The organism is Embleya scabrispora, assembly GCF_002024165.1.
In the GTDB taxonomy this organism is placed as follows: Bacteria; Actinomycetota; Actinomycetes; order Streptomycetales; family Streptomycetaceae; genus Embleya; species Embleya scabrispora_A.
Genome location: NZ_MWQN01000003.1, coordinates 336,885 through 350,941, shown reverse-complemented (window position 1 = coordinate 350,941; position 14,057 = coordinate 336,885). Strand labels below are relative to the sequence as shown.

General features: G+C 69.8%; 9 protein-coding genes. 2 read left to right on the top strand and 7 right to left on the bottom strand.

Going from position 1 to position 14,057, the window contains the following annotated elements; all coding sequences use genetic code 11:
• The first annotated feature begins 3 nt into the window (after positions 1 to 3).
• Entirely contained in the window at positions 4 to 3,462 is a 3,459-nt protein-coding gene (locus B4N89_RS52040; RefSeq protein WP_235619174.1) for a hypothetical protein, read from the top strand.
• 6 nt (positions 3,463 to 3,468) lie between these two features.
• A complete protein-coding gene (locus B4N89_RS37320; RefSeq protein WP_078981001.1) occupies positions 3,469 to 5,106 on the top strand; it encodes a hypothetical protein in 1,638 nt (545 codons plus the stop codon).
• Positions 5,107 to 5,177: 71 nt separating this feature from the next.
• Here the strand turns inward: B4N89_RS37320 and B4N89_RS37315 are convergent, their stop codons facing one another.
• The 7 genes from B4N89_RS37315 to B4N89_RS37285 form a co-directional block, all read right to left on the bottom strand.
• Positions 5,178 to 6,224 (bottom strand): LLM class flavin-dependent oxidoreductase, encoded by a 1,047-nt coding sequence (locus B4N89_RS37315; protein ID WP_078981000.1) that lies wholly within the window; start codon positions 6,222 to 6,224, stop codon positions 5,178 to 5,180.
• A gap of 318 nt (positions 6,225 to 6,542) precedes the next feature.
• Entirely contained in the window at positions 6,543 to 9,275 is a 2,733-nt protein-coding gene (locus B4N89_RS37310) for a M28 family peptidase (protein ID WP_235619173.1), read from the bottom strand.
• 294 nt (positions 9,276 to 9,569) lie between these two features.
• Positions 9,570 to 10,730, bottom strand: a complete 1,161-nt coding sequence (locus tag B4N89_RS37305) for an epoxide hydrolase family protein (RefSeq protein ID WP_078980998.1) — start codon at positions 10,728 to 10,730, stop codon at positions 9,570 to 9,572.
• Between the two features lie 137 nt (positions 10,731 to 10,867).
• Entirely contained in the window at positions 10,868 to 11,929 is a 1,062-nt protein-coding gene (locus B4N89_RS37300) for a hypothetical protein (protein WP_078980997.1), read from the bottom strand.
• 172 nt (positions 11,930 to 12,101) lie between these two features.
• Positions 12,102 to 12,518 carry an arsenate reductase ArsC gene (locus B4N89_RS37295; protein ID WP_078980996.1) on the bottom strand — a complete coding sequence of 139 codons (417 nt, stop codon included), beginning with the start codon at positions 12,516 to 12,518 and terminating at the stop codon, positions 12,102 to 12,104.
• Positions 12,511 to 13,614, bottom strand: coding sequence for an ACR3 family arsenite efflux transporter (gene arsB, locus B4N89_RS37290; RefSeq protein WP_078980995.1), 1,104 nt, complete (start codon positions 13,612 to 13,614; stop codon positions 12,511 to 12,513). The genes B4N89_RS37295 and arsB overlap by 8 nt, the downstream gene beginning before the upstream one ends.
• On the bottom strand, positions 13,611 to 14,009 hold the full coding sequence (locus B4N89_RS37285; protein WP_078980994.1) for an ArsR/SmtB family transcription factor: 399 nt from the start codon (positions 14,007 to 14,009) through the stop codon (positions 13,611 to 13,613). The genes arsB and B4N89_RS37285 overlap by 4 nt, the downstream gene beginning before the upstream one ends.
• Positions 14,010 to 14,057 lie beyond the last annotated feature (48 nt).

Below are 14,057 nucleotides of genomic sequence, written 5' to 3'. Positions count from 1 at the left end.
GGCATGTCCGCGGACAGCATCCTGGTCGTTCCCGTCGAGGTGGCGGCACTCGCCGTCAACCGGCAGACCCGCGACACCGGCGACGATCACGTCTTCCAGCGCTGGACCACGAACTTCCGGGGCGTCGCCCAGGGCAGCCCGCCCGAACCCGCCCCCTTCATGGGCCTGGAGGCCTGGCCCGGAAAAGAGGACAAGCTCGGCGTCTACCTCCAGTGGGAACTTCCCGCCGCCCTCACCCGCGGCAGGCACGACGAGGACGAAGGTGTGGGCGACTTCCCCCTCGTCCCCAACCGCTGGCTGGTGGTGCGGCACGAGGACGGCACGGCCGAGGTCAGGGCGTGGATCGTCGAGAGCGACTACCTCGACCCCATGAAGGGCACGGTGTCCTTCCAGAATCCGGACACCGCCCATCCCGAAGCCACCCTCATCGGCAAGTGCCACGACCTGACCGGCGCCTGGAAGGAACCCGTCGACCGGCACGACCCGTTCCTTACGGCGGTCGGTCCCGGTCTGCCGACCTTCTCCGTCTTCCAGCCGTACAACAAGAACGTGTTCTCGATGCACGACACGCTGGACGGCGTCGAACCCACCGAACGGCTCGGCTACTTCGTCGCCGGTTGGTACGCCCAGCCCGACAGCGACATCCTCGCCGCGCCGGACGAGCTCCCGGCTCTGCTCGACCGCCTCCGCTGGACGGCGCCGCCCGGATCCGGCGGCGGTATCCGCACATCCGTCTACTCCGGCACCGTCCTGGGCCTCGACTGGAACATCGACGGAGGGGTGCCTCCGTCGAAATGCCCGCACCGCACCGAGGTCACCCCCACCGTCGCCAACAGCGTGATGGAGGCCGTGGGCGAGACGGGAGCGTCCGCCGAAGGTGTGCTCTCCGCCGAAGAGGCCCAACTCTTCCGGGCGTTCCTGCTCGGCGGTACCGAGGCACTGGCCGAGCGGGACCTCCCCGAAGCGGACATCCTCACCGACCGCCGCGCCCACGACATCGGCTTCGGCCCGGTTCCCGGCGGCTACCACTGGTTCATCGGTGCCCGCGGCGCGATCGAACCCGATGACCCCTCCGCACCCGCCGGCCGGACCTTCCGCCCCCGGGACGAGGACGAGAGCGCCCTGCTCCGGCAACTCAACGAACTCCAGGCTCAGGCGGACGCCCGCGAACGCGACCTGCGCGCCGCCCGGGAACGCCTCTACCAGCTGTGGTGGCTCACCCGACGCGAGGACCAACCGCCCGTCTTCCACGAAGGCATCGACGACGCACTGGCACAGGCCAAGGCGGAGGTCGAACGGCTCTCCGGAACGAGCACCCTCGACGCCCTGCTGCCGACCGGTCGGACCGTCGACCAACTCGCCGCCGACATCGAACGGAAGTACCCGCGATACGGCGCCCGTTCGGCCCGCACCCTGATCCGCGCGCCCCGCCAGGACTTCGAGTACAGCGCCGACCCGGTCCTCGCCCTCGAAGGAGCGAACCTGCACGCCCCGCTGGTCCGCGAGGAGTCCCTGCCGTGCCGCACGCCGGACCGACTGGTGACCGCGGCCTCCGGAGTGACGGGCAGTCAGGTGGCCCCGCTGGTCGCGAAGCTCACGCTGACCGACCTTCCGCCCTGCTTCCCGGCCCTGGCCACCGAGTTCTTCATCCTCGGCAAGGCGCTGAAGACCGGCAACTACACCAACGTCACCGGCATGATGCCCATTTACGGTACGAGTGCGTGGGAAATGCCGTGGCAGCCCCTGTTCCTCATGTGGAAGGCGGAATACTTCCCGCTGCCCTTCCACGACGAGGACGGCGATCACTGGGAGTTCATCGAGCGCTCCCGCTACCGCTGGAAGGGTTGGCCCGAGGAACGACGCCCGCAGGAGATTCGCACCGTCATCGCCTCCGGCCGGCAGTTGCTCGCCCCCACCGCCGGGCACGTCATGGAAGGCGAACTCGACGTCCACGCCCGTCGACGCGACGGCCTCATCCCGGCCGAAACCCTGCGCAGACTGCGGTCCGACGCCAAGGAGACCGACGTACTGTCGCAGGTCCTCGACGGGTTCGGCGCGGCAATCGCGCAACGACAGCCCTCCGGCGCCACGCAGCCGCCTCCGGACATCGCCGACCTGCTGGGTGACGGGGACTTCGCGCCGCCCGACCCCGGCGGCGCGCCCACCGACGACTGGGGGGAGTGGCCCCCTTCGCGGTTCCAGGAGCTTCGGGCCGGACAGATGGCGTTCCTCGACCTGTCGGTCGTGGACCGGTTCGGCCGGGCCGTCGACCTGATCGGCGACTCGCTGCACTTCCGGCCGGAGATCGTCCGCACGATGCAACCCGCGCACTTCGCCCAGGACCAGGACGCCGACCGGCTCATCGAACTGGGCCCGCGGCTGCTCCAACCGGCCCGGCTGCGCTTCGACTTCCTGTCCGCGATCGGGGACGAGGACGTCGAGGCGGCCCCCGGGAGCAACCCGGTGTGCGCGTGGCTGGTGCACAACCGGCTGGACAGGTCGCTGGTCGTGTACGAAGCGACGGGTTCGGCGCTCGGGGAACTGCGGGTGACCCGCAACGCCCAGTCGGTCAGGGAGGTTTCGTGGTCCGTGCTGCCCGGATCGGAGGTCACCGACTTCGAGCAGTTGCGGGGGATCTCGGTACATGCCCACGACTTCCTGAAGCCCGTCAAGACCAGGGGTCCCGAGGTGTTCGACGCCTTCCGGGCCACGGTGGACAAGGCCCTGCAAACCATCGACCCGGCCGGCCCCGCCGACCCCGGTCTCGGCTTCCTGCTGGGTCGCCCACTGGCCCTGATCCGGACCCGGCTGGAGATGGAGACGCACGGCCCGCTCGCCTCCGACGTGAGCTGGAGGATGTTGTTCGAGGACACCGAACGCGAACTGCCCTCCTACCCCTGGGTGGTGCGCATGGGCGAGGCGGACGAGACCGAGGACGGCGTCGTCGGCTACGTCACCGACGGCGACTACGAGCGCTTCGACACGATCGTCGACCCGGCGGCCGGCGGCGGCGACTACCTGCGCCCCATCGGTGATGTACCGAAACTGTGGCTGAACTTCGGCGACCGGAACACGGCGGTGCTGACCCTGCTCGTCGACCCGCGCGGCGCGGCCCATGCCACCACGGACCTCCTCGCGACGAAGAAGGTCGTCGTCCCGCAGGAGTTCACGGACGCGGCGCTGGCCCGCATGTCGGTGAACTTCCGCACCGGAGACCTCCTCGCCGGGAGCGTGGACCTGTACGGCCCGTCCCGCGAGCCGCAGGAAACCGTCCTGATGCCCGTCCCCGCGACAGTGCTCGGCGAGTGGTCCTGGAGCGAGAACCGCGGCGGCACGTGGGAGAAGCTCGCGATTCAGCCGCAGGACACGAGCGACCTGCCGCCGGTGGAACCGGAGATCAGATCCGGGTTCCTGACCCTTGACAACGCGGCGGCGCACAGCCGCTCCACCGAAGGGAGTTGATACGCGATGAGTCTGGTCGCCCAGAGCTTCACCGTGGTGTCCGCGGACGAACCGCTGCTGTCGTACGACCTGACGACGAATCCGGACCCGGTGGAGGCGTCACCGGAGAATCCGGAGACCCCGCCGGAGACCTGCGAGCTGATCCTCGTGGCGGCGCGGCGCAGCGGTACGGCGGCCGACGTCGAGTCCATCAAGGTGAAGATCCCGGCCGGTACGGCCGCCCCCGACTTCGCCCTCGAACTGAGCAAGGCCGTGGCGACCATCAGCCTGTCCGGGTGGACGGTGGCACTGAACACCTCCACCAAGGAGTTCGTCTTCACGCCGACGGCGGCGTACGAGACGATCGGTCCGGACCAGGGGATCACCATCCAGATCTCGGAGCTTCCGGTGAGCCGGAAGGTCGGCAGCTCCCCGGTGACCGTGACCGAGCGCTCGCGCACCGGGAGCAGCGCCTTCCAGAATCGACAACTGGTCTTCAGCGTGGGCAAGTTCCCGCCCGGCTTCTACATGCGGAACCTCATCTGCGACCCGTTGGTGATCAACAACGGTGGCGACGTCACGCTGACCTGGGAGCGCTCGGCGAACGCGGCGTACGAACTGCTCTACGGCGGCACATGTCTGAACGTCGGCAACGAGTCCACCCGGAAGATCACGAACGTCAAGTCCGACACGACGTTCTACCTGCGCGGCACCGTGGGCGAGACGCCGGACCAGGTGGTGCGGATCCTGACCTGCCAGGTGACGGTCATCAAGCCGGACCTGGAGGTGGGAAACCTCGTGGTCCACGGCACGACCACCGCCAAGGGCGACGTCACGGTGGACCAGGCCAAGACCTTGTACGCGCGCACCATGATGGGGTTGGGGCAGTATCCGACGATCGACGTCGGCGGCCATCTCAACCTGTCGTCGGCGGACCGGACGACCACCGTCAAGGGGCCGTTGGTGGTGGCGGGCCCCACCACGGCCAAGGGCGATGTCTCCGTCACCGAGGACGGTACGACCGTCCGGATCAGGGACCTGCGCGGACCGTACGGCCTGTCCCTGAAGATCAACAGCCACACGAGCGTGCTGCCGGGGAACAACGTCACGATCGCCGACAACCTCACGGTGTCCGGCACCAGCCTGCTGAACGGCAACGTGACGGTGGCCGCGGGCAAGCAGTTGTCCGCGCCGAAGATCATCGCGGGCGCCGACGGTCTGACGGTCACCGGACCGTTCGCCGCGACCGGTTCCATCATGGACATCGTCGGTCCGGCGCAGGTCTTCCAACTGAGCTACGGCAGGACTTTGACGTTCACCGCCCCGACCGCGGGTCTGGCGATCGGCGAGGTCCACACCACCGGCAACTCCCGCAACTCGATCGTCAAACTCTCCGGGAACGGGACCAACATCACCGCCTCCGCGATGCGCAGCGACGGCCGCACGGCCGCCAACGTGGCGGTGCTGCCGATCCGCAAGGGCGGTTCGTGCAGCGTCTACTTCGGCATGCAAGGGGGCGATTCCGGTCCCGATTACAGGTACGCCTGGCTCATCTGGGTCCCTTTCGGCAAGGGCGCGATCACGCCGTCCACGGTCGCGGGCGACGTCGACCTGTCGGACTCCGAACCCAAGGAGGCGCCCGAGGAACCCACCTCGCGGATCTGAAGGGATCGGCCGCCGTTTCCGCCGTCGAGCGGGGTGTCGGCCGGGCGGTCGGGTTTCGGGGCTGTGCGGTGTCAGGGCAGGAGCCGCGCGAGTTCGGCCATGTCCGCCTCGGGGTTCACCACGGGTTGGATCAAGAGTTCGTCGACCCCCGACTTCTCCAGCGCGTCGATCCGCTCTCCGAGTTCGTCCCTGGTGCCGACCAGACCGAACCTGTCCACCAGTGAGGGCACGACGAGATCGCGCTCCCCGGGGGACAGTCGGCCGAGATAATTGTGGTAGAGCGTGTGGTGGCGGTTGGGGTCGGTGGCGGAGGTACCGCGCAGGTGCAGCAGGCGGTCGACAGCCGCGGCCTCCTCCCGGGACAGGGCCGCGCGGAAGGCCGGGTTCTCCACCGCGAGGATCAGTGCGGTCACCGCGATGTGCCCCATCGCGTCCTTGACGGCATCGCCGTACCGGTCCTCGCCGTCGGCGAGGACATACAGGGAGGAGACGAGGTACGAATGCGCCTTCTCGCTGTTGCCCGCGGCCTGTGCCGCCGCCCGGCGGGCCCGGCCGAGCGCGGACCAGGCCTCGGGGGCGTGCAACGCGAAGGAGATCATTCCCGTACCCAGGCGGCCGGCGACGGCGGCGACTCTCGGGCCGAACGCGGCCACGACGAACTCCACCGGGTCCTCCATGTCGACGTAACCGTCGACGTGCAGGAAGCGGACCCTGCTCGACCGGGTTCCCTCGTGATGGTCCGACTCGCGGCCCGCGGTGAGGTCCTGCAAGGCTGCCGTGAACGACGCCAGTTCGACCGTCTTCGCCGGCCGCATGCCGAGCGTGCGGCGCGCGGTGTTGCCGGTGCCGACGCCGCAGATGATGCGGCCGGGAGCGAGGGCGTTGAGACTGCCGAGCGCCGCCGCCGCGGCGGGCGCGGACCGCAGTGCCGGTGAGGTGACGCCGATGCCGAGTCTGATCCGGTCGGTGGACTTGGCGCAGAGCGCGAGGCCGACGAACGGATCACCATGGACCAACGGTGTGTCGTATACCCAGAAACTACTGAAACCGAGTTCCTCCGCACGGGCCGCCAGGAACTCCAGGCCCGGGCGTGCGGCCATGATGATGCCGATCCGCATGCCGATCCCTCTCGCCGTCGGGTTCCACGGCCGAACGACTCGGGCAGCGGCCTTCCCGGTGGTGGCTGGGATCGTTCCCTGTCGGCCGGTGGCTACACGCCGACCGACATCGCGTCACAGGCCGACACGCAAGGATCGCGGCGGTGATCACGAGGCGACGGTGGCCACGGGACGGCCGGATCGCGGCTTTGCGAGTCCGGAGCGCCGGCGCGACGCTGGAGATGGCAGGGGCCGCCGTCCCGCGGCCGCGCCGCGTGGGGGGTGGCGGCTGCCGGTACCGGCCTGCTTCGGCCGGCCGGTACCGGTAGTCGTCAAGGGCTACGTGGTGGGCGTGGTGACGCCGACCGCGGTCTTCCAGATCGCGTACGCCACGCCGTCGGCGCTGCGGTTGAGCACCGTGGCGTCGATGTTGCTCGTGGTGTCACACGCGGAGTGGTAGCACGAGTCGTAGGACGCGCCGGCCCTGCCGCCCCATTTGGCCGCCTGCGCCGAGGACTTGGTGGCACTGGCGCCGGCCGCGTAGCCGGAGGTGGGGATGCCGGCCCGTTGGAAGGAGTAGTCGTCGGAGCGGCCTTGGCCTTCGACGTTCTCCTCCGGGCGCAGGTTCAGCGTGTCCCAGTACGCCTTGAGGGGCGCGGCGGTGGCCGAGTTGATGTTGTTGACGAAGTAGCCCGCGTTGCGGGAGGCGACCATGTCGAAGTTGTAGTAGCCCCTGATCGCCGAGCGCTGTGTCGAGGTGAGTTGGCTGACGTAGAACTGCGAGCCCTGGAGGCCCTGTTCCTCGCCGGCCCACCAGCCGAAGCGTACGTGCTTGGTGAGGGTGGGGTTGGCTCGGGCGAGCGCGAGGGCGTTCTCCAGGAGGGTGGCCGAGCCGGAGCCGTTGTCGTTGATGCCGGGACCGGCACTGACGCTGTCCAGGTGGGCGCCGAACATGACGACCTGGTTGGCGGGGCCGCCGGGCCAGTCGGCGATCAGGTTGTTGGAACGGTATCGGCAGGAGGTGCAGACCTGCTCGGACACGGTGAAGCCGGCGGCCTGGAGCTTGCCCTTCACGTAGGCCACGGACGCGGTGTAACCGGCGCTGCCCGCTCGGCGGTTGCCGCCGTTCTGGTTCGCGATCGTGTTGAGCTGCGCCAGGTGCGCCTGGACGTTGGCCACGTTGATGTCGGGCGGCACCAGGCTCCGGTTGCCGGGACCCGTGACGGTCAGGGTGTACCGGGCGGTGTGGGTGGCGGTGGGGCCGCTACCGGTGACGGTCACGGGATAGGTGCCCGCCGGCGCGGCCGGGCTCGCCGACAGGGTCAGTGTCGAGCCGCCCGCTTCGGCGGACCCCGGGGTGAAGGTCGAGGTCACACCGGGGGGCAGACCGGTCGTGGACAGGGTGACGTCCTGCGCCGCCGCGCCCGCGGTCACGGTCGTGCTCACCGCGGTCGTGATCGAGTCGCCCGGTGTCACGATGCCCGAGGGCGAGGTGAAGGCGACGGCGAAGTCGTCCAGGCCGGAACCTGCGGTGCAGGTGGGGTCGCCGGACTGGGCGGGCACGCTGATGGCGTTCCACGCGGCCTTGGTCTTGTTGAACAGACCGCACGTGGGGTCGAGGGTCTTCGCCGATTTCAGGGTCGCGGTGCGGTAGCGCTTGTAGGTCATGCCGCTGGTCTTGAGCAGCATGCCGCCGTAGAAGACCTTGCCGGCCTTCTGGATACCCACGCCGGTGAGGGTGGTGTTGTTGCAGGTCGGGCTGGTCGGCTTGCCGCCGCCGGGGTTGGTGCCCTCGGCGAGCAGGTAGAACCAGTGGTTCAGCGGTCCGGCCGCCGCGTGCTCCTCGGTGTTGGGAATCGAGGAGCTGTAGCAGTTCGGGTCGCCGTTGGTGGACGGCTTGTACATGTAGCGGATGGGCCCCTGGCCGACCAGGTTGACCGTTTCGCCGACGGTGTAGTCGGGGGTGTCGTAGGGCGAGGATTCGTTGGTGTACGCCTCGGTCAGCGCGCCCATGATGTCGCCCGTGGCCTCGCCCAGACCCGGTTCGCTGCCGGCGCCGCCGGGGGTGAACTGGTCGATGCCGTGGCCGAATTCGTGGCCGACGACGTCCATCGAGCCGATCCACTTGTTCGCCTGGTTGTGTCCGATGGAGACGGAGGAGCCGTCCCAGTAGGCGTTGACGTCGTTCAGGCCGACCTTGACCGGCCAACTGCCGCCGTTGCCGTTGTGCCCGTTGCGACCGAGCCAGTCGCGGAGCATGTTCCACTCTTTTTGGGCCGCGAACATGACGTCGGCGCAGCCGGTCTCCTTGCTCGACGCCTGACCGTTGCCCCACGAGTCGGTGGACTTGGAGAACACCGTCCCGGTGGAGTAGTCCGCGCAGGACAGGCCGGGCCGGTTCGGGTCGCGCAGCGAGTATTTGGTACCGGACTTGGTGGTGTCGATCGGGATGTTCGGCCCGTTCCACTGGCTGTTGCCGGTGCCGGCCTTGACGTCGTCGACCTTGTCGAGCACTGTGCCCGTGCTCGCGTCGACGAAGACGTGCAGGCGGCTGGGCGCGGTCGCGGTGCGGCCGACGAGTACGGTCTCCCAGGCGAGATCGCTGCGATCGTCCCTGATCCGGACGACCAGGCGGGGCGACTCGACCCGGTCCACCGACGCGAGTTCGGCCCTGGAGGTGGTCTCGGCCGCCTCGGCCGGCACGATCGGGTGGACCGGGGCGGATATCTGCACGTCGCTCGCGGACTGGGTCGCGCGGACGCGGCCCTTGCCGTCGGCGAGGACGACGGCGTCACCGCCGACGACCGGCAGGCCGCGGTAGGTGCGCTCGTAGGCGACGGAGTACAGATCGTCGACCCACGGCGTCACCGCCTGCCGCTCGTACTGCTCGTCGGGTCCCTTGGCCAGGACGTCCAGGCCGCTTGCGGCCGCCCGATCGGCGGCGGCGACGGCAAGCGCCTGAGACCCGGACGGCGCGGGCGGATCGGCCGCGGCCGATTGGGTCGCCGCGCCGACGGTGAGGCCGGCGAGTAAGGCGAGAACGGTCCCGGTGGTGGTCACTCTTCGATTCATCGAGGCTCCTGGGGTGGAAGGCAGACCTCGACCACGACACCGACCTGCTGTCGCGGGCACCTCGTGGGGGCCGCGAACGACCGGGCAGGACGGGGTTCGTGCCCGAGCAAGCGAAACACTCACACAGGCGTCCACGCCGGGCGAAGGGATCCGGCCGAACCGGCAAATTCCGGGAAACGAGCCCTCTTCGGGCGCCGCGGCCACCACCGGGCGCCGGCCGACGACCCGCGCCTTCCTCTGCCTCGAACGGCTCGAAGGGCTCGAAGGGCTCGAAACCCGATCCGTTCGACGACCCTAGTCCCGGACCGGTTTCCGCAGCGGCCGGAAGAAGTCGCGCAGGTCGCGGGCCAGTTGCTCGGGTTCCTCGTGGGCCATGAAATGCCCGCCGCGTTCCGGCGTGTGCCACTGGCGCAGGTCGGTGAAGATCCGTTCGGCGAGGCCGCGTGGCATGCCGCGGAACGCCGGCTCGTTGCTCAACGTCACGGCGCCGGGCACGGTGATCGGCGGCACCGGCCGGTTGTGCGGCCAGTCGTGGTACTCGCCGAACGACGTGCCGATCGACCCGGTCGCCCAGTACAGCGTCGCCACCGTCAGCAGCGTGTCGCGGTCCCAGCGCGTCGTCACGTCGCCGCCGCAGTCGCTCCAGTCGCGGTACTTGTCCACGATCCACGCCAGCAGCCCCGCCGGGGAGTCGACCAGCGCGGCCGCGACGGTGTCCGGGCGGGTGGACATGATCGCGCTGTAGCCGCCGTCCCCGGCATCGTACACGGCCAGCGCATCGAGGAACCGCTGCTCCTCGGGCGTCGGCGGCGCCGCGCCGAAGTCGGTCGGGACCACCGACGAGGTGACCAGTACGCCGGCCACAACGTCCGGGAACAGCGCGCCGAGCCACTGCGTGACGCCGCTACCGATGTCGCCGCCCTCCGCGCCGAAGCGGGGGTAGCCGAGCACGTCGGTCATCAGCGCGTGCCACGTCTCGGCAACGGCGCGCCGCGTGAACGGGCCGCCCGGCGGCTCGGAGAAGGCGAACCCGGGCAGTGACGGGATCACCACGTCGAACGCGTCCGCCGGGTCCGCGCCGTGTGCGCCCGGGTCGGTCAGCAACTCGGCGATTCGCAACATCTCGACGAAGCTGCTCGGCCATCCGTGGCTGAGTACCAGCGGCAAGGATGCCGGTCCCCCGGCCGGACCCTTACCGCGCATGTGCACGAAGTGCACCTTGCGGCCGCCGACTTCGGCGCGGAAGTGCGGGTAGGCGTTCAGCCGGGCCTCGGCCGCCCGCCAGTCGAAACCGTCCGCCCAGTACGCCACGAGCTCGCGCAGGGCGTCGGGATCGACCCCGGCCGCCCAGTAGGCCGGGTTCGTCGCGGTGGTGAACCGGGTGCGTACCAGCCGTTCGCGCAGGTCGTCGAGCACGTGGCCGGGGACCGAGATGTGGTATCGCTCTGTGCTCATGTGTCCTTCGGTGGCTCATCCGCCGACAGGGCGCGGCCGGCGCGGGTTTCGTGTCGGTAGCTGCAAACGCCGACCGGCCCTCGCTGATTCCGGACAGCCGTATGCGGGCGCCGGCGTCGTTGCCCGCACGATCTTCGTCAGTCGCCGAGGGTGTAGAAGTGGACCCGCGTGTCGGATCCGAAGGTTTTGAACCAGTCCGTGACCGGGTTCCGTTCGTCGAACGGGTCTTCCTCGTAGAGCCACTCCGGGTCGAGGTCGCCCAGGAGTGCCTCCCTGAACGCGGCGTATGCGCTTTTGATGTCGTGGTCGTACAGGCCGTGGATGTCGAGGACGGGAATGGCCTCCTGGAGGAGCAGGTGCAGGGCGAGTGCTTCGGCCGTGGTGGCGGGTGGGTGCCACGTGGTCGAGGTGAGGCGTTGGGTCACACCGGCGGCGGCGATGATGAATCGGCGGACGAACAGCTCGGTGTACTGCTCGGCGAAGGCGGGCGGAAGTTCGTCCAGAATGAAGAAGTCCGCGTCGGAGTCCTCGACGTGGTCGGCCACTTCGTCCTCGGCCAGGCTCACCAGGTCGCCGAAGAGTTCGTCGATGAGCGGATCGATGGCGTAGACGAGGGCGCCTGCCGCCAGTTCGACGGTGGCGTGGGGGAGCGGGTTCGAGGTGTCGTGACCGAATCGGCCCGCGGGAAAACGGGTCAGGCGCGGGGCCAGGCTCCGAAGACGCCCGCAATACGTCTCGACCTCTTCGGCGGTCGGCGTTCCCGGGTTCGGGTGCGGGTCCGGCACCGGGCGGCGGTGGAGTCGGGCGCGCTCCGCCGGGTCCGCGGGCGGCGCGTCGGGGCCGTCGGCGGCGGCGAGGCTTTTCCGCGCGAGTGCGTCGTGCAGTTTGACCTCGCAGGAGGCAACTGCCCACTCCTCCAAGCCTTCGGTGTTGCCCAGGATCTCCTCGACCACCTCACGGGCGGCCGTCTCGGCGAACTCCAGAGCGGGGGCATCCAGTTCCAAGAGCACGAGGGCACCCTCGGGATGCGAGCCGATACGGAAGTCGTCCAGGTCGATGCTCATGTCGTCGGGGCCGTCGACGCCGTCCAGATGCTCCAGGGGTTCGGCGAGCAGGCGGGCTATGCCTGCCCGCTGCAGGTTGTCCAGGGGTGGATGCCCGCTCGGGGGGACGACATCGACGTGTACGAAGTAGGTCACCCCACCAGCGTGCCCGAGCCGGTCGTGGAAGATCGGCGATCCTGGAACGCGGCCTGCTTTCGCGCCGCGAATGTCCACAATCGGCAGACGGTCGTCGGTGTGCGGTACACGGCGCCGCCGGCGTGTGCGCGCCGCATCGCCGTGACGTGCCCACCCGTTGCGGCGGCGCCGGTCAGGCCGCCTCGATGCCGAGTTCGGCGAGCAGGGCGCGGACGCGTCGTTCGATCTCGTCGCGGATCGGCCGTACGGCCTCGACACCCTGCCCGGCCGGGTCGTCGAGCTTCCAGTCGAGGTATCGCCTGCCGGGGAAGACCGGGCAGGTGTCGCCGCAGCCCATGGTGATCACCACGTCGGACGCGCGTACCGCCGCCACGGTCAGGATTTTCGGCCTCTCGGTGGACATGTCGATGCCGACCTCCGTCATCGCCGCGACGGCGGCCGGGTTCACGGCGTCGGCGGGCGCGGATCCGGCGGAGCGGACCTCGACCCGGCCGTCGGCGAGGTGGGTGAGCCAGGCGGCGGCCATCTGGGACCGTCCGGCGTTGTGGACGCACACGAACAGCACGGATGGCGTGGTGGGTTCAGACACGGGCGGGGCCTTCCGGGGCTGCGGTGGCGGCGGGCTGCGGGAAGTAGCGGCGGGCGGCGAGGGCGACGTACACGAGGCCGATGAGCACCGGCACTTCGATGAGGGGTCCGACGACTCCGGCGAGGGCCTGTCCCGAGGTGGCGCCGAAGGTGGCGATGGCGACCGCGATGGCCAGCTCGAAGTTGTTGCCCGCGGCGGTGAACGCAAGTGTCGTGGCCCGCGCATGGTTCAGGCCGACCGCGCGTCCGACGGCCATGGACCCGCCCCACATCAGCGCGAAGTAGGCGAGCAGGGGCAGCGCGATCCGGGCGACGTCGAGCGGCTTGGCGGTGACGGCGTCGCCTTGGAGGGCGAAGAGCACGACGATGGTGAACAGGAGCCCGTACAGGGCGAACGGGCCGATCCTGGGGATCACCCTCGTCTCGTACCAGGTCCTGCCCCCGACCTTCTCGCCGAGGCGGCGGGTGAGGAACCCGGCCAGGAGCGGGATGCCGAGGAAGATCAGCACGCTCCGGGCGATTTCCCATACGGACACGTCCAGGGCGGTGCGTTCCAGGCCGAGCCATCCGGGCAGCACGTCGAGGTAGAACCAGCCGAGCGCGGCGAAGGCGATCACCTGGAACACCGAGTTGAGGGCGACCAGGACGGCGGCGGCCTCACGGTCGCCGCAGGCGAGGTCGTTCCAGATGATCACCATGGCGATGCAGCGGGCCAGGCCGACGACGATCAGGCCGGTGCGGTACTCGGGCAGATCGGGCAGCATCAGCCACGCGAGGGCGAACATCAGTGCCGGGCCCACGATCCAGTTCAGGACCAGGGACGGCAGGAGCAGCCGCCGGTCGCGGGTGACGGTGTCGAGCCGGTCCCAGCGGACCTTCGCGAGCACCGGGTACATCATCACCAGCAGGCCGAGCGCGATCGGCAAGGAGACGCCGGTGACCGTCACCTTCGCGAGCGCGTCGCCCAGGCCGGGGACGAGCCGGCCCAGGCCGAGGCCGGCGGCCATCGCGATCAGGATCCACACCGCGAGGAAGCGGTCGAGGAACGACAGTCGTCCGGCGACCGGTCCCGCCGGAGTCCCGACCGGGGCGCTCACGCGCCGACCGGCGCGGGGGCGGGTTCGGGACGGGGCTCGCCGGCGGGGCGGGTGAGGATCGCGGCGAGGCGATCGGTCATGGCGGGCAGGAGCCGGTAGTACACCCAGGTCCCGCGCCGCTCGGAGGCGATCAGCCCGGCCTGCTTCAGCAGCTTGAGGTGGTGGGAGATGGTCGGCTGGGACAGGTCGAACGCCGGGGTGAGATCGCAGACGCAGATCTCCCCGCCCGCCCGGGAGGCGATCATCGACAGCAGTCGCAGTCGCACCGGGTCGCCCAACGCCTTGAACACCCGCGCCAGGTCGGCGGCCCGATCCTCGTCCAGTGGGGCGGTCAGCAGCGTGGGGCAACAACCTTCGGTGTCCTGACCGAGTACCACGAATTCCTGTTTCGACATTCCTCTATGTTGACGTTCTTCGATCCAACGCGCAAGCTTGTATCGATC

What these genes read in the sequence shown, in the direction of transcription:
- B4N89_RS52040 (WP_235619174.1), top strand. Translation starts at nt 4, where the DNA reads ATGTCCGCGGACAGCATCCTGGTCGTTCCCGTCGAGGTGGCGGCACTC.
- B4N89_RS37310 (WP_235619173.1), bottom strand. Translation starts at nt 9,275, where the DNA reads ATGAATCGAAGAGTGACCACCACCGGGACCGTTCTCGCCTTACTCGCC.
- B4N89_RS37315 (WP_078981000.1), bottom strand. Translation starts at nt 6,224, where the DNA reads ATGCGGATCGGCATCATCATGGCCGCACGCCCGGGCCTGGAGTTCCTG.
- B4N89_RS37285 (WP_078980994.1), bottom strand. Translation starts at nt 14,009, where the DNA reads ATGTCGAAACAGGAATTCGTGGTACTCGGTCAGGACACCGAAGGTTGT.
- B4N89_RS37320 (WP_078981001.1), top strand. Translation starts at nt 3,469, where the DNA reads ATGAGTCTGGTCGCCCAGAGCTTCACCGTGGTGTCCGCGGACGAACCG.
- B4N89_RS37305 (WP_078980998.1), bottom strand. Translation starts at nt 10,730, where the DNA reads ATGAGCACAGAGCGATACCACATCTCGGTCCCCGGCCACGTGCTCGAC.